Genomic DNA, 22849 nt, shown 5'->3' with positions numbered 1-22849 from the left:
GAATCTCAGATTTTCCTCCTGTGGATTTAGCAGAATTATTCAGAGCTGAGAATCTGAAATACTTCAATTTTGTGATTCTGAGAATTCAATGAAATGTCTTGTTATTTTTAATCCAGAAAAAATTCTCAAAAGTTTTGGAATCTCAGATTTTCCTCCTGTGGATTCAGCAGAATTATTCAGAGCTGAGAATCTTAAATATCTCAATTTTGTGATTGTGGGAATTCAATGAAATGTCTTGCTATTCTCAATCAAGAAAATGTGGTCAAAGGTTTTAGAATCTCAGATTTTCCTCCTGTGGATTTAGCAGAATTATTCGGAGCTGAGAATCTGAAATACCTCAATTTTGTGATTGTGGGAATTCAATGAAATGTCTTGCTATTCTCAATCAAGAAAATGTGGTCAAAGGTTTTAGAATCTCAGATTTTCCTCCTGCCAATTTAGCAGAATTATCAGGAGCTGAAAATCTTAAATATCTCAATTTTGTGATTGTGGGAATTCAATGAAATGTCTTGCTATTCTCAATCAAGAAAATGTGGTCAAAGGTTTTAGAATCTCAGATTTTTCTCCTGTGGATTTAGCAGAATTATCAGGAGCTGAGAATCTTAAGTACCTCAATTTTGTGATTCTGGGAATTCCATGAAAAGTTTTGGAATGTCAAATTTTCCTCCTGCTGATTTAGCAGAATTATTCAGAGCTGAAAATCTGAAATACCTGAATTTTGTGATTCTGAGAATTCAATGAAATGTCTTGCTATTTTTAATCAAGAAAAAATTCTCAAAAGTTTTGGAATCTCAGATTTTCCTCCTGTGGATTTAGCAGAATTATTCAGAGCTGAAAATCTGAAATACTTCAATTTTGTGATTCTGAGAATTCAATGAAATGTCTTGTTATTTTTAATCCAGAAAAAATTCTCAAAAGTTTTGGAATGTTAGATTTTCTTCCTGCTGATGTAGCAGAATTATTCAGAGCTGAAAATCTTAAATACCTCAATTTTGTGATTCTGAGAATTAAATGAAATGTCTTGTTATTTTTAATCCAGAAAAAATTGTCAAAAGTTTTGAAATGTTAGATTTTCTTCCTGCTGATGTAGCAGAATTATTCAGAGCTGAAAATCTTAAATATCTCAATTTTGTGATTGTGGGAATTCAATGAAATGTCTTGCTATTCTCAATCAAGAAAATGTGGTCAAAGGTTTTAGAATCTCAGATTTTTCTCCTGTGGATTTAGCAGAATTATTCAGAGCTGAAAATCTTAAATACTTCAATTTTGTGATTCTGAGAATTCAATGAAATGTCTTGTTATTTTTAATCCAGAAAAAATTCTCAAAAGTTTTGGAATGTTAGATTTTCTTCCTGCTGATGTAGCAGAATTATTCAGAGCTAAGAATCTTAAATACCTCAATTTTCTGATTCTGACAATTCAATGAAATGTCTTGCTATTCTCAATCCAGAAAAAATTGTCAAAGGTTTTGAAATGTTAGATTTTCCTCCTGCTGATGTAGCAGAATTATTCAGAGCTAAGAATCTTAAATACCTCAATTTTCTGATTCTGAGAATTCAATGAAATGTCTTGCTATTCTCAATCAAGAAAATGTGGTCAATGGTTTTGGAATCTCAGATTTTCCTCCTGTGGATTTAGCAGAATTATTCAGAGCTAAGAATCTGAAATACCTCAATTTTGTGATTCTGGGAATTCAATGAAATGTCTTGTTATTTTTAATCCAGAAAAAAATGTCAAAAGTTTTAGAATCTCAGATTTTCCTCCTGTGGATTTAGCAGAATTATTCAGAGCTAAGAATCTGAAATACCTCAATTTTGTGATTCTGGGAATTCAATGAAATGTCTTGTTATTTTTAATCCAGAAAAAAATGTCAAAAGTTTTAGAATCTCAGATTTTCCTCCTACCAATTTAGCAGAATTATTCGGAAATGAATATGAATTATCTACCTCGAAAGGATATATTCAAGCCAAAAGTTACCCATTGAAAACTCAAGAAAATCAACAAAATATCCAAGACTCAACTAACAATGTTTTAACAGACTATTTGAAATTAAAAAATCGTCAATATGGGATAGCTTTAACCCATCAACATAATTTTAAGAATGAGAATTGGACCTAGAATCGTAATACCAATTAACTTTAAAGGTGTCACAAATATTTTAAAACTTTAGATGTCAAATAAGTGCCTGAAATTACTGTACAATCAAAGTCTCAAGCCGATAAAATCTTACTTTTGACTTTTGACTTTTGACTTTTGACTTCAGCAGCTTTAACCAATCAATATAATTTTGATAATTAGGGCTTGCTGATTAAATATCAAAGCTTTTACAGATAAAGGTTTTAGCCTTTTTAGGTATTGAAAAAGTACCTTGTTTTTAACTCCAATCGCTCAAAAATTTAGCATTTTGGGCATTTCGAGGAGAAGAAAATCAAGGGAAGATTCTTCCTCCTACCTCTTCTATAATTCCCATTCCTTCTGAATTCACCGATTCTGAATTCTGGATTCTCCCCTGGCAATAAAGACTTTTTCAGCAAACCCTAATTAAAATTGAACCTTGAATAGTAAATACCTCAGTTTTGTCATTCCAGTTTATAACGAAGAAGCCACAATCAAACCCTTGTTTGAGCGAATTTTAGATGTCACGAATTTAGCTGAAATTGATAGTTATGAAATAATTTTTATAGATGATGGTAGTAACGACTCGTCTTGGATAGAAATTAATAAATTAATCAAAGAATATCCCCAGAAAATCAGAGGAATTAGATTTAGAAGAAACTTTGGTAAATCTTCCGCCTTATCTGCTGGATTTAAAAAAGCTACAGGAAATATTATCTTTACTCTAGATGCAGATTTACAAGATGACCCGGCAGAAGTACCTAAATTTTTGGAAAAATTAGAGTCAGGATATGATTTAGTTTCTGGATGGCGAAAACATCGTAATGACCCTTTTTCCAAAACATTACCATCGAAATTATTTAATGGAGTAACATCAATTTTAACTGGAGTAAAATTACATGATTTTAATTGTGGCTTAAAAGCTTATAAAAAAGAAGTATTAGACTGTATCAAAGTCTATGGAGAATTACATCGATATATTCCAGTATTAGCCCATAGTTTGGGATTTAAAATTTCTGAAGTAACAGTACGACATCATCAACGGAAACAGGGAAAATCTAAATATGGTTTAGAACGTTATACCCGTGGTTTTCTCGATCTATTAACTGTTTTAGCAACTACTCATTATTTACATAAACCAGGTCATTTATTTGGAAGTTTAGGATTATTCTTCGGTGCTATGGGAATGACATCTTTAGGTTATTTAACTGTACTTTGGTTTATGGAGATTCGACCTATAGGTACTCGCCCTTTATTTTTATTTGGAATTTTGTGTATTATTCTGTCTGTACAGTTAATATCTTTAGGCATTTTGGCAGAATTAATTACTAAAAATATAGATGATGATTATGTGGATAAGCAGATTTGTGAAGTTATAGAAGAGAGCGAAGAAAATGTTTAAGCATTCAGCAGTCAGCTATCAGCTATTTGTTATTAACTCATTATCATACTAGAAGGAAATTATCCACCAAGGAGAATTAAAATTCATTAATGAAATTGGCTATAACTTAACCTCAGTTATTGCTTGCATAAGTTCAAATAGCTGATTGCTGTTTGCGGAGCATGACCTAGAAAATACTAATAGCTGAATGCTTACCCACAGTTAACTCAGAAATCGTAAAATACACTATCAAAAATAGAACGAGAAATTCTAAACTTGATGTTAATGAGATTTTGATAAAATTCGTTTTTATCATTTATTTCCATTTTTTCTGACTGAGCTAACTTTTTTAAAATTGCTAAAGTCCCTCTAACATTTAGCCCTAACTTAGTAGCCATCTTTCTAGCAGCCAAATCATCTAAAATAATAAAATCAGCTTGTAATTCTGTAGCTAAAGCAATAGTCTCTGACTCCCCTCTTCCCAAATTAACATTAAGACTATTAAACAGAGATATTAAATTAGTTCCCTGTACCAAAACTTTTTCTTTTCCTAATAACAGCTCACTCTGTTGACTAATTTCATCATTCTTAGTCTGAATTTCAGTAATAACCGATGGAGTTAAATAAAAATCATCATTAGCATTAAGAAATAACTCTAAAACTTGCAACCTGACTAAAAAAAATAATCGGAGACGAATCAATAAAAATTTTCAAATCTTTTACCACTTCTGCTCCAGTTCTCCATCCTCTGAAGATAGATAAGAAAATTCAACTCCTAATAAATCTAACGTCTGCAATAATTCCTCAGAATCAATACCCATAATTTCAGCACCCTTCTTCAAACTAATTAATCGCGTCATCAAAGCACCTATTAAAAACAGAATTTTTTCTTTTTGTTCCGTTTCTAAAAAAACTGGCAAAGATGCTGCAATATCTTTATAAATTAACAATGCTTGTCATTTTTATCCTGCCTATTAATCAATTTATATCATGTTCGGATAATCAGTTATAAATAAAATTTAATGACCGATAGTATCGACAGTACCAAAGAAATACTGAAATTCTCTTTACTTTTCTCCAATATTTCCTCTTTTTATCCTTTCTTCCCTCCTGACTCCTGACTCCTGACTCCTGAGGACTCACAACAGTTATTTATAAGTATTCAACTATTTATAAGTATTCAACCGAACATGATATTATTTAATCTCAGAATTAGGTTCATTAGAAAAATCAAGTTTGTAGAGAAATAGAAGTGGGAAAAATAAAATTCAAAAGAAAAAAATCAAGCAGGTAATTAATATTTATAATCAAATATAGTGCTTCACAAGATCATGAGGTACAGTTATCTTTTTATCTTTTTATTCCCTGTTCCCTCAAGCCTAAAATTTTGTATCTCACGAGTATGGGAATTGCTATATAAAAATCATATTTATAATATTTCAGATGTAGAAATAGTTCCTAATAATTAAAATTCAATATTTTGATTTAGTAGCTCACATAATCACAAGCAAAACATCAAAAAGCCTGGGCCATGCAATTTAGCATTGGTGTCAGGCTTTAGGTACTAATATTGCAGACTTCTTTGAAACTCTTCATAACTTGCGCCATCTGGCATTATGACTCCTTGGAGAGCTGCTCCATCTATATTAAAATTGGAAATATTAGCACCCAAAAGACTTGCTTCATTTAAGTCCGCAGCACTCAAAATAGCCTCTGTTAAATCAGCTCTCATTAAACTTGCTCCAATTAAATCAGCTCCTGCCATATCTGCTCTGGCAAGGTTAGCTCCAATTAAGTCTGCTTCATTAAGAATAGCGCGTCGGAAATTCACGCCATATAAGTTGGCCCCGTGCAGGTCTGTTTCACAGAGGATAGCTCTTGAGAGGTCAGCATTAATCATATTAACTTGACTAAAATTAGAACGACTTAAGTCCGCTCTGGTAAGTTTTGCTCCTGTTAAGTCAGCTTTGTTGAGTTTAGCCCCTGTCAGAATAGCTCCAGATAAATTGGCCCCACTTAGGTCTGCTCCAATTAGATTAGCTCGACTAAGATTAGCTTTGGCCAAATTTACTCGACTGAGATTAGCCCGACTCAGGTTGGCACCTATTAAGTCTGCTTCAAAAAGATTAGCCCCTTCTAATTCAGCTTCTAGCAAGTGTACTTCATGTAGATAAACACCACTGAAATTTCTTTCTCCTCTTGCGTATTGTCTTAATAATTCCTCTATTGTCATAATATGTTCATCAAAACTTTTCTTTAAAATATACTCCCTTCAGAATAGATAAACAGGATTTTATTAATGGATAATGGATAATTGATAATTGATAATTGCTTAATTTGGTCTAATACTATTTCTCTGTAACAATGCGCTTAATAATTATTGCTCAGACCTTATTAAAGTAACTATTCTCATCTTTATATTAAGTGCAACTTCACGGAGAAATGGTATAACCTTTTCTTCCCTTCTGCCCTCTGCCTTCTGCCTTCTGCCTTCTATCGATTATCTGAAGCTTTCATAAGGAAACCTACCTTTTTCAGGGTCAAACCACTGATGCAAAAGTTGGGTATTTTCATCACTAGCAATAGTACTATCAACAAATTTATCCCAACCTGGATTTTGTAATGGCAAAATACAACCATAATTTTCAAAAGTAAAAGGAATTTTAGGTATTAGTTCAAACTCATTAATATTTTTATTTTGTTGCCTAATTTCTCCTAGTAATAAAATTCCATCACTAGCAACAGCATCAATTTTACCATTATCTAATTGACTAATACCTTCAGCTCTGTTGGAAAGTGACTGCCAATTTCCATTGGGATAAATAGGGCGAAATTCTTCATCAGTAGTTGAGCTTGCTAAAAATCCTATAGATACTTTTCCAGTAGTACCTTTCATGGGGTCAAATCTTTCTACATCTGTTTTTCTTACTAACAATTGAATACCTGTAGTAAAAAAAGGAATGGAAAAATCTACTATTTCTTCTCTCTTATTATTAATAGTTGTAGCAGCACAGACAATATCTAGTTTTCCATCTTGGATTATTTGAAAACGGTTTTCTAGAGATACTTCTTGCCACTCCAATTTAATCGATCTACCAAGTTCTTGTTCTAGACGTTGATGAATTAATTTAACCAATTCAACAGAATAACCTTCTAATTTATTGGTTTCACTGCTGATATAACTAAAAGGAGCAGCATCACTTCTAAAGCCTGCTTTTAGTACCCTCGTTTGTTGAATTTTTTCTAATACAGTTTCTTCTATAGTTTCTTCTACAGTTTCTGCCAAACTTGTTAGAGAAAAACTGATTAAAAATATAGCTATTAAGAAGGAAGAGGGAAGAAGGAAGAAGGAAGAAGATAACTGGAACATCAAAATTAATAAACTGATAATTTAAGTGAATTGATTAAAAAGGAAGAAGGAATAAGGAAGGAAGAATATAATTGGATTATCGAAATTAATAGATTAATAATTTCATTATTTGTGTAACAAAGTTAGCTTGTTGACAAGGTAAGCATTTCCTACGTAATACTGCGCAAACAGCTATTAGCAGTCAGCTAGCCTCCTAGGTCGGAACTGCGTTAACAGCAATAAGACCTTGCCTTTAAGGAAGGAGTTTAAATGAATATAAAGTTTAACAATTTTTGTAATTAAGATTTAACTCTGACGAGATTAATACAGCTTTGAAACTACACCAAAAGTAATAGCTAATAGCTGACGGCTGAATGCTTACTTGACAAGTATTTTATCTGAAATAAAAATCAGATGTTAAATTATACCATACTTGACAATCAAATTTCTTGATAATTGGTAACAATTTACTATTTAAGTAGGCATTAAGATTAGAAAATCACCAAAAAACTGCTGAGGAGATAATACAATGGCAAAGGTGGTTTTTTATGAGAAACCAGGTTGTAAGAACAATACCAAGCAAAAGACTTTGCTGGAAGCAGCAGGTCATCAATTAGAAACTCACAACCTGTTGAAAGAAACTTGGACAAAAGATAATTTGCGTTTATTTTTTGGCGATCGCCCAGTAGTAGAGTGGTTTAATAAAGCTGCTCCAAAAGTTAAATCTGGAGAAGTAGTTCCCGAACAAATTGATGCTGAAACTGCTCTAACAATGATGCTGAGTGATCCATTACTTATCCGTCGTCCTCTAATGCAAGTGGGCGATCGCAGAGAAGTGGGATTTGATGTAGAAATTGTAAATAACTGGGTTGGTTTACAAGCTGTAGATGAAACCCAGAGGGAAAAAAGTGAGGAGTTAATGAGTCAAGACTTACAAACTTGTCCAAATAGTCATCATCACGGGCATTAACTGATATTGGTTTGAGGCAATTTATGTCTGGAAAAAGTATGAGCTTTTCACAAGCTATTGTGAAAAAAGTGAGAATTTTCACGCCCTGCACGCAGCCGAAAAATCACTCTGACTATTATGAATGGCCACTGAATCTGTAATTCTCATTTCTTCTACGCCCTAACTACTCCCTACTCCTTTTTTCCCCTCCTGGGAGGGCTATGCTTTACCCACATATTTCTTAACATAAAACTTGACAAAACTGACAAATTATGGGTAAGTCTTAGTTCGGCTTTTTTGGGAGAAAAATGTATGAAAAAGCACATTTATCTGTAAAATTTTAAGTATTTTTATTTAGATACTATGATTTTTTCTCCGTGTCTCCCCCTCTCCGTGTCTCCCCGTCCGCACAAGGGTTTCAGGAGTTATGGGTAAGGGATAGCTGGGAGGGGGAGGGGCGAGGGGTGGGTTCCTACTCCCTACAAAAAGCAAAAAGACTTTTTCAGCAAACCCTAATTATTAATTATTCGGTAATTGTTAATTATTAATTATTAATTATTAATTGTTTAACTACTAGCTAATTAAAGGTTTTGGTCTAGCAATTCCATAACCCTGAGCATAATCAACACCTATTTCTTGCAACCTTGCTAAAATAGCCTCATTTTCCACAAACTCAGCAATTGTTTCCATCCCCATCATATCACCAATACGATTAATAGCCTCCACTATTTCACAGTTAATCGGATTATCCACAATATCTTTAATAAAAGAACCATCAATTTTGATGTAATCTACAGGCAAATTTCTTAAATAACCAAAAGATGACATCCCACTACCAAAATCATCTAAAGCAAACTTACAACCTAACTCCTTTAGAGAGCGAATAAACATCTCCGCTTTCTTTAAATTAGCGATCGCCGCAGTTTCTGTCACCTCAAAACAAATCATTTGAGGTTCTATTTGATGAGAGTCAAATTGCTGATGTAAAAATTCAACAAACTTCTCATCATTAATACTATCTCCAGAAAGATTGATAGTATACACACAGTCAAATTTCCTTACTTCTTGAAAACACTGTTCTAAATATGCAAAAACATGGCTCACTACCCAGCGATCGATTTGATTCATCAAATTATAGCGTTCTGCTGCTGGAATAAAAGCCATCGGAGAAATAATCTTCCCAGAACTATCCTGCAAGCGTAAAAGTATTTCTTTATGTTCCGAAACAGAATCAGTTGCTATCAAAGGTATAATAGATTGATAGTACAAACAAAAGCTATTGTCCTCCAAAGCTTGAGGAATTTTTACTGCCCACTTAATCTGATTGCGCTGTCTGACTAACTCATTATCATTTACTTGATAAACATGAACTCGATTCCTCCCCAAATTCTTCGCAGCATAGCAAGCAGCATCTGCAGCACTCAACACGCTAGCCAAATCTTCTTGAGTACTGCTGTCGATAGAAACTAAACCAATACTCACTCCAATTCTAAAAACCTTTTCCTCCCAAATAAATCGGTAATTCATAATTTCTTCCCGCAGTGAATTCGCTATCTGCTTTGCTGTTTCTAGTTTTACATTGTGTAACAACAAGCCAAACTCATCACCTCCTAAACGTGCTAAAGTATCAGTTTTTCGTACTGAACTTTCCAGCAAATTACTAACTTGACGTAACAATTCATCCCCTGCTACATGACCACAGGTATCATTAACAATTTTAAATTGGTCTAAATCAAGATAACAGAGAGCATGACTATTAGTAGGATTTCGAGCGCTGAGTTTCAGCAACTGTTCAACTTGTCGCTCAAATTGATAGCGATTAACTAAACTTGTCAACCGATCATGACTTGCCTGCCATAATAACTGATTTGCCAGATATCTTTCTTGGGTAACATCCCGAAATACTAGCACTGCTCCAATAATCTCACCAGCCAAATTGCGAATGGGTGCTACTGAATCATCAATGGCATATTCGCTACCATCTCTAGCAATGAGTACAGCATCTGTATCTATATTCAAAGTCATGCCAGAGTTAATCGCTTTTTCAAATTGATTTTCTATGGGCAAGCGAGTACTTTCTTGAATAACTGAAAATACTTGCTCCACTGGCAAACCTCTAGCCTCCATCATTGACCAACCTGTGAGTTTTTCTGCGATGGGGTTCAACCCTTCAATCTTACCCTCTGCATCAGTTGTAATTACAGCATCCCCAATTGATTTTAGAGTAACTTGAGCAAGTTCTTTGCTTTGACGCAACTCTTCTTGGGAAGATTCTAAAGCTGCTAACATAATTGCACTTCTCAGTTCTAGAGCTACATCAATTTCTTGTTCCTGCCATGGATGAGATGTTAATTTAACTTTTTCTTTCCACAATTCAAATGATTTCCGTGGAGACAATCTTATTTCTGGTTCTTCATGAATTTTGACGATTTTATTGGGTTCTCCTCCCCAGTTTACAGTATGAATAAATTCTGGTCTAAACCAAACAACTTGATAAGATTTTTGACTTAGATTTATGGTAATTACCAGTAAACCACTAACTGTATCTTTAAAATTTTCTGACTCTGGATAAATTTTAGCTAGAGAGTCTGTATAAAAAACTTCTTGATTTATATTAGTTTTTAACCATGAAATTAATTTTTTGAGATTTTTTGCTGTGGGTGTTTTACCTAGTAAAGTGCAGTTATCTCCCCAACATACTATTCCGCCTTTAGCATTTACTAAGTTTAGCAAACTATTTGGTTCTTTAACTAATCCTTGCAAAAAGTTTTTGCTGTTAGTCATCGATTCAATAATATTATTTTTTAGATTTTTTAAACCTTGAAGATAATAATAATTTATTTCTGTATGTTCTTTATAAACAAGTTCTACAGACATTACTTGAGATATAAATTCACAAGCCTTCCTCAGTTCATAAGAAACAAACTTGGGTAAATAGTGATGACAAGCAATTAATCCCCATAATTTTTTATCTTTAATTAAAGACATAGATAGAGTTGCTTTTACTCCCATATTTTTTAGATATTCTATATGTATGGGAGAAACGCTTCTTAGCACGCTAAAACTCAGGTCTAAAGGTTGATTAGTAATTGGATTATTTGTGGGAAAAATTGCAATTGGCTGATAATTTATATCTGGTATTATTCTCAGGCAATTTAAAGTATATAATATCCTGGCTTGCTTGGGAATATCCATTGCCGGATAATGTAATCCTAGGTATGATTCTAAATTTTTTTGTTTGTCTTCTGCAATGACCTCTCCATTCATTTCTTTATCAAACTTATATACCATTACCCGGTCAAATCCAGTAATTTTTCTGACCTCTTTGACAACAAACTCAATTAATTCTTCAAAATTTAAGGTACTTTGAAGTTTGTATGTAGAATTTCTGATTAGATAATAAAAATTTGAGAAAGAAATATTGCTAGATTGATAATATTTTTGTTCTAACTCTAGAATCACAACACCATTGTAACGATGAATAATGCCATCTAAAAATGTATCTCCTTTGTCAGGAGTTTTGACTAATAAACTTATCTGATTAACAATGTCTACTTGTTTTTTCTTGTTTAAAACTGATTGAATTTTTTTTATTTGGGATACTTTGAGAATTTTATCTAATTTCTGATTAATAATTTCTTCACAGTCAACCCCTAATAATTCCTGAGTATTTTTACTACTTTGTAAAATAATTAATTCTGGCTCTTTTAGTACCAAGAGTATTCCGTGAGGCTGAATTGCACCAGGAATATGAATTGCTTCCCGGTCACAGCTAATTAGATTGACTTCTGACGAAGTTACCCATTCAATACTATTCATAGTTATTTATTAAGTTATTTAACCAAGATTTGAAGATTGCATTGCTGAATGAAAAAATCTATGTGGGAGACAAATCGCAAAATTTGAAGTATAGAATAGGGTTTCACGTTCACCTCAGTATTAAAGAATATTATAGCTTATTTTAATTTTATATTACCTATAATACCAACAACTTTGACAACTTTTTGCTACAAATAGTTAGGCTATTTATTAGGATTCAGGAGTTATTTCAGTTATCAGTTATCAGTTATCAGTACCTCTGCAATCAGAAGCTTGACATAAAGTACGAGTTATGGGTATTGAAATATTATGTTTAGGCTTAACCTGCAAAAAATGAAAGTATTAAAGCTTGTTTGTAAGCATTCAGCATTCAGCTATTAGCTTTATTACCTTTAGTGGACAATTTAAGCTCGTTGTTCTTGTGCTTCAGTTCTTTGTTCAAAAATGCAGTAGAAGTTAAGCAAATACTTGGTTCATTCATTTTTATTACGCTCGAGCTGACTGCGAGCTAGCTGAATGCTTATATCATGTCCGTTTGAATACTTATAATTAAGATAGTAGGGGAGTAGGGGAGTGGGGGAGTAGGGAAAATAGAAAGATTTACTGTTGAAGCACTCATAATAAGTTTTTTCATCACGCTCTTATCCGGACATGATATTACGCTTGTTTTTAAGGTTTATGTAGATAATTCAAAGGTTTTTGACTAGGTACACCAACTGGACGAGGATAATTTATCGGAGTTTTATTGACTTTCTGCAAATATATACAATGACGAATACTGTTAGTTAAGGGAGTTTTAAATTCCTCAATAGTATGTATTTTTCCTCCCAAAACTTTGACCACTTCTCGCAAATTAGTCTGTTCATCAGTTGTAAAGTTTCCCCGATATAAAATTGCTATGCCACCTATTTTTAACATTGGTAAAGCATATTCAGCACAAACTATTGTAGGAGCAACAGCTCTTAAAAGAGCAAAATCGTAAATTTCTCTGTGTTGAAATATCCGACCAATTTGTTCAACTCTGTTAGTTAAAGTCAAACAATTTTTAATAGCTAAGTCTGCTAGAATAGTTTCAATAAAATTAATTTTTTTGCGTGTTGAATCTAGTAATGTAACAGTATATTTAGGTAACGTAATAGCAATTGGTAATCCTGGAAAACCTGCACCAGTTCCAATATCAATAACCTTTTTTTCTTCTTGGGAGTTTATCTGATTTTCTAAGATAAACTTAATGCCTCTGAGGGAATCCCAAAAATGTTTTTCCCAAAAATCTTCTGGGGTAGTAATTCTAGTTAAATTTAACTTTTTATTGCCAATAAGAATCAACTGATAAAGTTGTTGAAATTGCTGTTGTTGTTCTGCTGTTGGTTGCCAATTTAATGTTTCCTGCCAAAGAGAATTCATCTCTGGCAATATCTGGGTATTATTATCGTTCATTTTCACAGAATTCAAAAGTTAAAAGTCAAAAGTCAAAAGTTAAAAATAATATTTTATCCCACATTCCGCATCTCAATTTGTAACATGAAAATTAGTATAAAATCCTTTAGGTTGCTTAAGTATTTAGGGCTTGCTGAAAAAGTCTGATGGTGATTATAGGTAACAGGGAACAGGGAACAGGGAACAGGGAACAGGGAACAGGGAACAGTTTAGACTATCTACTACGGCCAAATTTTCTGATAGTCAGGGGAAAAATATTAGCATTTTGAGACTAATGAAGCCAAAAACCTTGCACCCCCTCAGCAATATTTAACCCTGGAAGCCTTTACAGGTATTGATTACAATTTTATTCAGCAAGTCCTATTTAGGTAAGCATTCAGCCGTCAGCTAGCCTCCTATGGTCAGAACTACGTTATCAGCTATCAGCTATTGCCTTTAGTTAGTGATAAAAGCTTTCTTAATTGAGAAACGAAAAATCTTACTACAAAAGTCAGCTCCAAAGTCTATATTCATTTAAACCCCTTTCTTAAGCACAGAGTCTTATATCATGTCCGGTTGAACAGTTATAAATAAACTACTCAGAATTCAGAATTCAGAATCCAGAATTCAGGAGGGAAGAAAGAAGAAGAGAAGGAGAAAGTTTTTTTATCACTAATTATCCGGACATGATATTATTGCTGTTAACGCAGTTCCTCCGGAGGAGGCTAGCTTACGGCTAATAGCTGAATGCTTACGGTATTTATACTATATAAATTATCTTCATTTATCTCGATCAGGAGTCAAATTTTCAGTTAAATATTAAGCATAAATACTTACTAAATCCTTGATTTCGATTGACCACGATAATTTTTTTCTTAATTTTTAATTCAAAATTTAGAATTAAAAATTCTTACTTTTGACTTTTGACTTTTGACTTTTGACTTGAAAAGACTTTTGACTTTTGAATTAAAAATTCTTACTTTTGACTTTTGACTTTTGACTTTTGACTTGAAAAGACTTTTGACTTGAAAAGACTTTTGACTTTTGAATTAAAAATTCTTACTTTTGACTTTTGACTTTTGACTTTTGACTTTTGAATTCTTACTTCTTCCTCCTGCCTCCTGCCTTCTGCCTCCTGCCTTCTGTACATAACTGACGATCGCTATCAGAAACATTAGGATTAGTATGTAAATAATCACTCACCCAATTACAACCTTTCTCCAACAAATCATCCAATGCCAAATTCCACAAAATAACAGTATTATCTCTACTACCTGAAGCTAAAAATTTACCATCAGGACTAAAACTAACACTCATCACACTATCTCCATGACCGCTCAAAGTCTTCAACAAATTCCCATCATTAAGACCCCATAACTTCACCTTACCATCATAACTAGATGAAGCAATTACCTGACCATCAGGACTAAAACTAACACTGGTTACACTATCACTAGAACCCTTTAAAAAAGTCTTCAATAACTCACCATCCACACTCCAGAGTTTAACCATATTATCATAACTAGCCGTAGCGATCGCCTTACCATCTGGACTAAAACTTACCCCCAACACCCAATTATCGTGAGCAGGAATAGTTCTTAACAGCTCACCATCTATACTCCAGAGTTTCACAGTACCATCATCACTAGCAGAAGCAAGCATTTTGCCATCAGGACTGAAACTAACACTATTGACCCATTTTTTATGACCAACTAAAGTTTTAAGTAATTTACCTCTGCGGTTCCACAACTTAACTGTTTTATCTTTACTACCAGAAGCAATAATTTGATTGTTCGGACTAAAACTGACACTCATTACACTATCACTATGCCCTATAAGATTAATATTTTTAAACATAGGATAAACAGAATTATAATTTACATTCCAATTCCAATCAAGACAAATATTTCTAATATCCTTTGAACAACATTCTAGTCTGGTCGCAACTTCTGCTTGTAGGGACGCTGCATGCAACATCCCTAATGGGGCGATATTAGTCAAACTACTATAGTTTCCTGCTTCAAAATATTGATTGGTGGAAAAATTGAATTGTGGCAGAAGGGTAAAGTTATTGGGAAGTAAAGAAAGAATTTTACTAAAAGGAACTATGCAAAAATCACCTACTTTCACAAAACATCCAATCTCCCCCACTCCCATCTCCTCATCTCCCCATCTCCCCATCTCCCCATGAGGAAACGGAGACAGAGGGACGCGGGGACGCGGTGACACCCCATCTCCCCCTCTCCGTGTCTCCGTGTCTCCCCCTCTCCGTGTCCTCAAGGACCCCCACTCCCCTACTCCATGACCTATCGGCATATCCGTGCCATAATCTGTGTAAGCTGCGCTCCAGATTTTATCTGGATAGTTAAGATGCCATAATTTTACTGTATTGTCATAACTACCAGAAGCAAGAATTTCCCCATCTTGACTAAAATTTATACTTGCGACTCTATCTGTATGTCCCTCAAGAGTCTTAAGTAACTTACCTGCACGACTCCACAGTTTAATTGTATTATCTTGAGATGCAGAGGCTAAGATACTACCATCTTGACTGAAACTCACACCCAGAACTCTGTGTTTATGTCCTTGTAGAATATTTAGAGAACTGTTTTTGAGACTCCACAATTTAATAGTCTTATCATAACTTGCTGAAGCCAAGGTTTGACCATTGGGGCTAAAACTAACCTGAGTAACTTTGTCTCCATGACCAGAAAAAGTCTTCAATAGACTTCCATCTCGGTTCCAAATTTTGATGGTATTATCCGCACTAGAGGAAGCTATTGTTTGACCATCAGGGGAAAAACTAGCACTGAGAACTTCTTGCTTATGCCCGACAATTTTCCTTTCTAGAATAACTCTGTTTCTCGAAAAGCGCCAAATTTGAATCGTTCGGTCTCCACCTCCTGTGACTATCCTGCGACCATCAGGAGAAAAATTGACACTATAGACTGCGTTATTATTCTTGCCATTTCTATGTTTTAAAGTTGCTAATAGTCTGCCTCTAAGATTCCATAGTTTGACGGTGCCATTTGCATTAGCTGCTGCAACAACTCGCCCATCTGGGCTAAAACTAACCCAATTGACAACAGCTCTGGTTTTAATTGTTCTAAGTAATGTTCCTGTTTTGCTCCAAATTTTGATGGTTTTGTCTTGGGAACCTGATGCTAATATTTTGCTATCTGGACTGAAGCTGACTGCTGTTACATCATCCTGATGGCTTTTCAGATTCAAAGGTTTAATTTTTGTTTGCTGAAGGTTCCATATTTTAACTGTGTTGTCATGGGAAGCAGAGGCTAAATATTTTCCATCTGAGCTAAAACTAATTCTGCTGACACTATCTGTATGACCTTTTAATGTCTTTTTTAGTTTGCCATCGTGCGTCCATAACTTAATAGTTTTATCTACACTAGCAGAGGCAATTAAATTACCTTCAGGTTGAAAAGTTACACTCCAAACTACGTCACCATGTCCTTCTAAATGATTATATTCTTTGACTCCATAAACTGCTTGTTGTAGGGATGCTGCTATGCGATATTCGGTTTCATTTGATAGATGATTTTCACCTAATGATTGTTTAATCTTTGTCCATTTTTCACCTGCTCTGAGACTTTCTATGAGAGCATCAAATTTATAATCTGAGAAAAACAATGCTTCTGAAACAGCAGTCATGCTATTAATATCTGCTCGATATCTTTGAGCATCTGCCACCTGTTTTTGAAATATTGTTCTCTGCCAAAAACCTAGTGTGGCGATAGTTGAAAGTGACATTGAAATAATTCCCACAATTGCTACTGCTAGTTGTCGTTTTAAAGCGATATTTAGTTGAGTTTGACTAATTATTTTTTCGTTTTCTGCTTGTTTTTTAGCGATTTCTGCTTGCTTAATTTCTACTTCAGCTTGGAGTAATCTCTCTTCTAAGTTAAATCTTTGACGGATTGGTTTTACTAAATAATCATGAACTAACTGATAGTGTTTTTCATGGGATTCTTTTCTGACAAATAATAATCCTGAATCTATTAATATTTCTAATATTAATTCTGGCAGATTAATTTCTTTGCTATCAGTAAAATTAAGTTGATTTTTGGTTATTTTATCTAAATTATTATTAGTTTGTTTGGTAAATTGTTCAATTCTTTCTAATAATTCTGTTTGAGTACGACTAGCTCTGGTCAAATTATCATTAGTCAGTGCAAACAAAATTTGCATAGTAGTTTCTTCATTTTTCTTTCCACAATCTACGATTACTTGCTCCAAAAACTTTTTAATCAATTTTTCTTTGGCTTCTTGTGGGTTAATACCAAATTTTTTCTGGAATTGAACTAAGGTTTTGATGGGAGGTTTTTCTTCTTGTAGTTGACTTCCTACTACTTGCAATTCAATGGGGCGAATATTGTTTCTTTCATCTGCTAAACCATCAACAATTACATCTATTAATTTTGGCTCTAAATTAAATTTAGCTCTTTTTGTCAAACATTCTATGATAGTGTAAGCATCTTCTCTAGAAAAATCTCTTAAGTGGTAACGAATTTGTTTGTCTAAAATATTATTGTTAATGGCATCTAGATAATTAATAAAGTCACATTCTAATAAATAATGTAAATAATCTTCTCTCATGGATAAAATTATTTTTACAAAAGGTAGATTGAGACAATCTCGCATAAATGTATAGAATGCTTCTCTCTCTTCACTGGTGTTGCTAGTAAAGAAAAATTCTTCAAATTGGTCGAAGATTATTACTGTTAATAAGTTCCTCTCTGCATTGTTTTTTAAAATTTCTAAAATAGATGATTCTATAGCTTTAAACTTATCTGTAATATGACGCAAATATGGAGTAATTTCCTCTGTTTCTAAATCAGAATTTATTGAGTTATTTGATGCTATATTTTCTGCATAATTGATTTCCTGTTTTATGAGACTTCGTTCCTGTCGATATTTTCCTTTGTTATATAAAGCTTTTTGTAAGCAATTTGCCAATGTTTCCAGCCAGTCAGTATATACTTGTACTACTACGGGTATTGTATCTCTTGCTGAAATACTAATATTGTTTAAAGCTGGTACTAATCCAGCATTAACTAAAGAACTTTTACCAACACCAGAACGACCATGAATAATGGTTAATCTGCAGTCATCTCGACTCATTCTTTCTAGCAGATTATTAATATCTTTTTGCCTACTAGAAGCAGTTATTTCTTCCGGTAAATTTTGATGATAATCTAGTGATTCTTGAATATAAACTTGTTTTTGTGGCTGTAATTGAGATGCACCAATAAAAGCTATCAGTCCATATTGATGACCAATTTGCTTCTGTGTTTTCTTGAGACGAAAAGCTTGTAGATATTTTCCTTGGTCATAATAAAGTGCCCGCAACTCTGTTAAAATCTCTAAATAAATTTTAGGGTCTCTAGCTTTTTGAGTTTTTAAACTATTTTTAATTGCATTTCTTTCTGTAACTTCAGCTATTTCTAAATATTCAATAGCTTCTTTTTGGCGATGTAGTTTTTTGAGGCTTCTTGCTAGTAAATATAAGTATCTATTTTTTTCTGTTGGTAATGTTATATCAGTGGCATAAAATAAAGCATTAAGTGCTTTTTCAGATAGCTGTAGCGCCTCTTCCCAATTAGATTTTTGTAAAGCTACTTCTGCTAGAAAACCATAATCTTGTGCTACTTGTAAATCATTTCCATATTCTTGATGTATTTTTAACCCTTCTATAGCAATAACCTCTAATTCTCCCCAAGCTTTTTTCTTTTCTATAACTTGCCCTAGTGTTGTAATAACTTGAGCTACTAAACTAAAAGAATTAACCTTTTCAAATAACTTTTTTGACTCTTGAAGTTTCAGTCTTGCTTGTTCTAGCTCTGGAAGTTTAGGTGGAGCAATTTGAGTAGATTTCAGATAGTAACATAAAGCTATATTATATATAATAATTCCTTGTTTTTCTAAGATTAATCTATTGTTAATAATTGACACATCAGAAGATTTAGTTTCATCTAGATAACATTGTTCTCTAACTTCATTTTTCCATAAATTTAGACTTTCTTGATAATGAAAAATAGCATAATCTATCTTTTCACTGTAGTAATCATCTCGACCAAGAATTAACTCTATATTAGCCTTGAGGATTGGTTCTAAATATTGAGCGCGGTCTTTGAGGTCTTTGAGAGCCAACTCAATTTCTTGACGTTGATTTTTACCTAATCCTTGAAAAGACGAAAAATTGCGATGTTCAATGCAATTGTAGGGACGTTGTATGCAAGGTCCGTACAAAGTAGAAACTGTATTATTAGTTGATAATGGTATTATTTGTTTTTCATCAGTAAACTCATTTATCCAATAATTTTCTACTTCCAGTCTTAGTAAACTTATTAAATCACAAGCTGCTAATTCAAATTTGATTGTAGCTGCTGCCCAACTTTTAAAATCAGGTGCTAGTTTAATTAGTTTAGCTAACAAATCATCTGTTATCCATAAAACTAAAGGAAAATTAAATTTTTTCCGAAATTCATCTCTTACCTGATTAGTAGATATCAGTAATTCATCTATTGCCTCTACCTTCTCTAAATCAAACACCATTAATGCCGATGATTTAGGGAATTCATCTAGTTGTTTATCAATTGTTGTGTAAAGAGTATTGACAGTTTTTGGTAATACTATTTCTTGAACTTCTACTGAAGATAATTCTCTTAATTGTCTCATAATTGTTTCCTGCAAACATTCATAGTTACAGAAAACTAAAATGAGTGAAAATTGCCCTTGAGAAAGAGTAATAGACCTAATCAATCTTTTGAAAGACCGCTGATTGTAGATGATACTTTCTTCAAGGTTTTTCAAATCTTTCATAGTGAAAAGTCATGTGAAGTCAAAAGTTAAAAGTCAAAAGTCAAAAGTCAAAAGTTAGAAGTTAGAAGTTGAAAGTTGAAAGTTAGAAGTTAGAAATTAAAAATAAGATTTTACAGGCTCAAAACTTTGGCAACTGATAACTGATAACTGAAATGACACTACAGTAATTTTACCAAAATTATTTCAAATCTTAGACTTGAAACTATAGCGATCGCCGAACCAGATGTGAGAATTTTATTTCTTTGGTGTTTCCCATTCTCTGTTCCCTCTCTTGATGCGCTTTCCCCCTCTTGGTCAGGGTTCCCATGGCGAGAGGACCTCGCCCCGGGTTCCAACCGCTTGCGTCTGCCACCGATGCGGGTTCCAAACGCTTGCGTCTGCCACCGACGCGGGGTCGCACCGCTGTTCCCTACTCCCTAAAAATCTAATTAGGGTTTGCGCTCAAAAGTATGAGTGGTGAGGGCAGGAGCCAGAATCCTGCAATCCTGCAATCCAGGAGAAATGGGAATTATAGAACAGAAAGTAAGAATTTTCAATTCAAAAGTCATGCATTCAAAAGTCAAAAGTAAGAATTAAAAATTTAGCGCCAGTAGGGTGTGTTAGCGCTAGCGTGTCGTCAAAATATCATCCCTTGATTTTCTCCCCCTCGAAACGTCCAAAATCCTAACTTTTTGAGCATCAAGAGCTGAAAATCAAGGTATTTCAGACCTAAAAAGGCACTTACCAATATCAGTCAAAGCTTTCATATTTATTCAGCAAGCCCTAATTACTATTAACCCAATTAGCATACTTTTTAGTTTCTGCCAAAACCGGATTAATTCCAAACCAATGACCATCCCGGTCTCGATATTCAAACACAAACATACTTCGCAGTAAAGTTTGACATTCTTCCTCACCAGTAACCCTTTGATTTTGTACTACTTTAAATAACAATTCCCACTCATCAAAAGTAATAGCTCTGAGCAAATCATCTCGGTATTCCTGAATTACATTTTCTAAACATTTGCGGGAAAAAGGAGGGTCTTCTTGCTGTAGACAGCTATAGAGCAACATCAACAGTCGTCGCATATGACCCCCACTAATACGGCAAAGTCGGTTGAGGGTTTCAGGGGCATCAAATAGACTTAAGATTAATTCTAGACGTTCTTGAGATGATATTTCTGGAAAAGCTCTAGCTAATACCATCTGTTGTAACAATGACATTCCTGGATCGTAATCATTAGGTTCCATTGTGGGTTTTTTGCTCCTGACTTGTACAGGCACCATCGGTAGTACTTTTGGCTTAACTCCAAATCTACTGGATAATCTGCCATAGTCATTAGAGAACATTAAAGTCAGGGGTATTGTGTAAACTACATGACAGTTTAATTTTTTCAGTTGTTCTCCCCGGTCTACAAATAAGTATTCTGGTTGAGTACGTCCCCATGATTTGGGTGAGTTATCTACGCGGTCTAGGTTATCAACAATCACTACAAGTCCTTGTTTGCCTCGGCGTTTAAGTTCAATATTGGCTCGTCCTAGTAATTCTTGATTGATTGATTCTAGAATGGTACTGGTTCGTGGTTCTAGATATTGTCTTAACTGAGAACGTAGCTTGGGAGAATCTTTTGTTTTAGCAGTAATTTTAGCAATACCAACAGATACTTCTGCCTCTGCTGAAAGTTGGATCGGGGTTTGTAATACTTCTGATATTTCCGTAAATAGTTTTTGGAAGTAGCCTGGTTTTAGTTTAATGTTGGCTTGCTCCATACTTTCGCTGACTTGACGAGCGATCGCCAGTAAAATGTCACTAATATCTACATCCCCCATATCTAAGTCTTCAGAGGATTCAAAGTAAACAACATGATATCCTTGTTTTTCTAGTTTATCTTTCAGTCGAAATAGTTCAGTGGACTTACCACAACCGATGTGTCCTGTAAATAATTGACAAGTTGGCTGATTTCCAGATAGTAGTGTTATTGTTCTTTCTAATTCTCGAATAATGTCACTACCTCTAACACTGGCAAAATCTATGTAATATTTTTCATCTTCAGGATGTCCTACGATCAGGGTCTTACTAGGGTTACAGGATTTGTAAAATTTAATTAAGTCAAGAGTTTCTAACACAGGTTTTCCCATAACAAAAAAAAAGGTGGTATTATATAGTACTTAAACTGTTTTATTCTCTTTAATTTTTTGAATATGGGCAAGAGGTATGTTAGCCCCTAGGTGCTTAAGCCTCAGAAGTAATAATATTCGAGAAAAGATGATTAATGGCATTAAACTTCGTTTAGCGATCCGGGATATAGAACGTGCGATCGCATAATCGAACCGTTTGAGTCAGCTATAATTATATCATGTCCGGTTGAATACTTACACTTTGGAGATCCGAAGGCAGGAGGCAGGAGGCAGGAGGCAGAAGGAAAGAAAAGGTTAGAAGGGAAAAGGTTTTTTATCACGCTATTATCCGGACATGATATTACCTCTCAAAAAAGCTATAATAGGGTTTGCTGATTAAATCTAAAAGTCTTTATAGATAAAGATTTTAGCCTTTCATGTCCGGTTGAATAATTAGGGTTTGCTAAAAAAGTCTTTTTTCAGGAGTAGGGGAGCGGGGGAGTAGGGGAGTAGGGGAGTAGGGGAGTAGGGGAGTAGGGGAGTAGGGGAGAATTTTTTTGCCCAACTATGCGCTCTTTAATGCGCTCCATGCATGACCATGAAGAGCTGAAAACCATGTACTTTTTCAATACCTAAAAAGGCTAAAACCTTTATCTGGTAATTATTTGAAATTTAATCAGCAAACCCTAATTAGGGTTTGGTGGAACGAAGGCAGAAGGCAGAAGGCAGAAGGTTTTCTCCCATTGTCACTTTAATTTTATACACAAACGATGCTACCGGACATGATATCAACCATTATTTGCTAGTTTTTCAGCAAATTTATATAGGATTACATGAAAATAATAATTATAGCAATCACCGAATCAGATGTGAGAATTGGGGA

Annotated in this window: 24 protein-coding genes; 16 read left to right on the top strand and 8 right to left on the bottom strand. The window is 34.0% G+C overall.

What is annotated here, in order from left to right; all coding sequences use genetic code 11:
* Positions 1–88: 88 nt before the first annotated feature.
* From F6K54_RS18230 to F6K54_RS18165, 14 genes are all read left to right on the top strand, one after another.
* Positions 89–229, top strand: a complete 141-nt coding sequence (locus F6K54_RS18230) for a hypothetical protein (protein WP_293080111.1) — start codon at positions 89–91, stop codon at positions 227–229.
* Positions 226–366 carry a hypothetical protein gene (locus tag F6K54_RS18225; protein ID WP_293080108.1) on the top strand — a complete coding sequence of 47 codons (141 nt, stop codon included), beginning with the start codon at positions 226–228 and terminating at the stop codon, positions 364–366. The genes F6K54_RS18230 and F6K54_RS18225 overlap by 4 nt, the downstream gene beginning before the upstream one ends.
* Complete coding sequence (locus tag F6K54_RS18220) at positions 363–503, top strand: hypothetical protein (RefSeq protein ID WP_293080105.1); 141 nt, start codon at positions 363–365, stop codon at positions 501–503. The genes F6K54_RS18225 and F6K54_RS18220 overlap by 4 nt, the downstream gene beginning before the upstream one ends.
* Positions 500–640: a hypothetical protein gene (locus F6K54_RS18215; RefSeq protein WP_293080103.1), complete on the top strand. Its 141-nt coding sequence runs from the start codon at positions 500–502 to the stop codon at positions 638–640. Before F6K54_RS18220 ends, F6K54_RS18215 begins: the two co-directional genes overlap by 4 nt.
* A gap of 97 nt (positions 641–737) precedes the next feature.
* The gene (locus F6K54_RS18210) at positions 738–878 is read left to right on the top strand and encodes a hypothetical protein (RefSeq protein WP_293080100.1); all 141 of its coding nucleotides are present in this window, start codon (positions 738–740) and stop codon (positions 876–878) included.
* Positions 875–1015 carry a hypothetical protein gene (locus tag F6K54_RS18205; protein ID WP_293080097.1) on the top strand — a complete coding sequence of 47 codons (141 nt, stop codon included), beginning with the start codon at positions 875–877 and terminating at the stop codon, positions 1013–1015. The genes F6K54_RS18210 and F6K54_RS18205 overlap by 4 nt, the downstream gene beginning before the upstream one ends.
* A complete protein-coding gene (locus F6K54_RS18200) occupies positions 1012–1152 on the top strand; it encodes a hypothetical protein (protein WP_293080094.1) in 141 nt (46 codons plus the stop codon). The genes F6K54_RS18205 and F6K54_RS18200 overlap by 4 nt, the downstream gene beginning before the upstream one ends.
* Positions 1149–1289 (top strand): hypothetical protein, encoded by a 141-nt coding sequence (locus tag F6K54_RS18195; protein WP_293080091.1) that lies wholly within the window; start codon positions 1149–1151, stop codon positions 1287–1289. Before F6K54_RS18200 ends, F6K54_RS18195 begins: the two co-directional genes overlap by 4 nt.
* Positions 1286–1426 carry a hypothetical protein gene (locus F6K54_RS18190; RefSeq protein ID WP_293080088.1) on the top strand — a complete coding sequence of 47 codons (141 nt, stop codon included), beginning with the start codon at positions 1286–1288 and terminating at the stop codon, positions 1424–1426. The genes F6K54_RS18195 and F6K54_RS18190 overlap by 4 nt, the downstream gene beginning before the upstream one ends.
* On the top strand, positions 1423–1563 hold the full coding sequence (locus F6K54_RS18185) for a hypothetical protein (protein ID WP_293080085.1): 141 nt from the start codon (positions 1423–1425) through the stop codon (positions 1561–1563). The genes F6K54_RS18190 and F6K54_RS18185 overlap by 4 nt, the downstream gene beginning before the upstream one ends.
* Positions 1560–1700, top strand: coding sequence for a hypothetical protein (locus F6K54_RS18180; protein ID WP_293080082.1), 141 nt, complete (start codon positions 1560–1562; stop codon positions 1698–1700). The genes F6K54_RS18185 and F6K54_RS18180 overlap by 4 nt, the downstream gene beginning before the upstream one ends.
* On the top strand, positions 1697–1837 hold the full coding sequence (locus tag F6K54_RS18175) for a hypothetical protein (RefSeq protein WP_293080079.1): 141 nt from the start codon (positions 1697–1699) through the stop codon (positions 1835–1837). Before F6K54_RS18180 ends, F6K54_RS18175 begins: the two co-directional genes overlap by 4 nt.
* Positions 1834–2118 (top strand): hypothetical protein, encoded by a 285-nt coding sequence (locus tag F6K54_RS18170; RefSeq protein ID WP_293080076.1) that lies wholly within the window; start codon positions 1834–1836, stop codon positions 2116–2118. Before F6K54_RS18175 ends, F6K54_RS18170 begins: the two co-directional genes overlap by 4 nt.
* Before the next feature lie 436 nt (positions 2119–2554).
* Complete coding sequence (locus F6K54_RS18165; RefSeq protein WP_293080073.1) at positions 2555–3517, top strand: glycosyltransferase family 2 protein; 963 nt, start codon at positions 2555–2557, stop codon at positions 3515–3517.
* Positions 3518–3723: 206 nt separating this feature from the next.
* Here F6K54_RS18165 and F6K54_RS18160 read toward each other — a convergent pair whose 3' ends face one another.
* The 4 genes from F6K54_RS18160 to F6K54_RS18145 all read right to left on the bottom strand — a co-directional run bounded on the left by F6K54_RS18160 (position 3724) and on the right by F6K54_RS18145 (position 6782).
* Entirely contained in the window at positions 3724–4197 is a 474-nt protein-coding gene (locus tag F6K54_RS18160; RefSeq protein WP_293080070.1) for a DUF3368 domain-containing protein, read from the bottom strand.
* 18 nt (positions 4198–4215) lie between these two features.
* Complete coding sequence (locus tag F6K54_RS18155) at positions 4216–4446, bottom strand: hypothetical protein (RefSeq protein ID WP_293080066.1); 231 nt, start codon at positions 4444–4446, stop codon at positions 4216–4218.
* 614 nt (positions 4447–5060) lie between these two features.
* Positions 5061–5729: a pentapeptide repeat-containing protein gene (locus F6K54_RS18150; RefSeq protein ID WP_293080063.1), complete on the bottom strand. Its 669-nt coding sequence runs from the start codon at positions 5727–5729 to the stop codon at positions 5061–5063.
* 267 nt (positions 5730–5996) lie between these two features.
* A complete protein-coding gene (locus tag F6K54_RS18145; protein ID WP_293080060.1) occupies positions 5997–6782 on the bottom strand; it encodes an amino acid ABC transporter substrate-binding protein in 786 nt (261 codons plus the stop codon).
* 592 nt (positions 6783–7374) lie between these two features.
* Between F6K54_RS18145 and F6K54_RS18140 the strand changes: the two genes are divergently transcribed.
* Positions 7375–7815: an ArsC/Spx/MgsR family protein gene (locus tag F6K54_RS18140; RefSeq protein ID WP_293080058.1), complete on the top strand. Its 441-nt coding sequence runs from the start codon at positions 7375–7377 to the stop codon at positions 7813–7815.
* A 552-nt stretch (positions 7816–8367) separates the two neighbouring features.
* Here the strand turns inward: F6K54_RS18140 and F6K54_RS18135 are convergent.
* From F6K54_RS18135 to F6K54_RS18120, 4 genes are all read right to left on the bottom strand, one after another.
* A complete protein-coding gene (locus F6K54_RS18135) occupies positions 8368–11613 on the bottom strand; it encodes an EAL domain-containing protein (RefSeq protein ID WP_293080055.1) in 3246 nt (1081 codons plus the stop codon).
* Between the two features lie 669 nt (positions 11614–12282).
* Entirely contained in the window at positions 12283–13050 is a 768-nt protein-coding gene (gene rsmG / locus F6K54_RS18130; RefSeq protein ID WP_293080114.1) for a 16S rRNA (guanine(527)-N(7))-methyltransferase RsmG, read from the bottom strand.
* Between the two features lie 1080 nt (positions 13051–14130).
* Positions 14131–19869 (bottom strand): hypothetical protein, encoded by a 5739-nt coding sequence (locus tag F6K54_RS18125; protein WP_293080053.1) that lies wholly within the window; start codon positions 19867–19869, stop codon positions 14131–14133.
* Between the two features lie 762 nt (positions 19870–20631).
* Entirely contained in the window at positions 20632–21987 is a 1356-nt protein-coding gene (locus F6K54_RS18120) for an ATP-binding protein (protein WP_293080051.1), read from the bottom strand.
* 676 nt (positions 21988–22663) lie between these two features.
* Between F6K54_RS18120 and F6K54_RS18115 the strand changes: the two genes are divergently transcribed.
* Positions 22664–22849: hypothetical protein (locus tag F6K54_RS18115; RefSeq protein ID WP_293080049.1), on the top strand; the 186-nt coding region annotated here is incomplete at its 3' end.

The organism is Okeania sp. SIO3B5 (genome assembly GCF_010692555.1).
Lineage (GTDB): Bacteria > Cyanobacteriota > Cyanobacteriia > Cyanobacteriales > Microcoleaceae > Okeania.
This window is presented reverse-complemented; position numbering and strand designations above follow the sequence as displayed.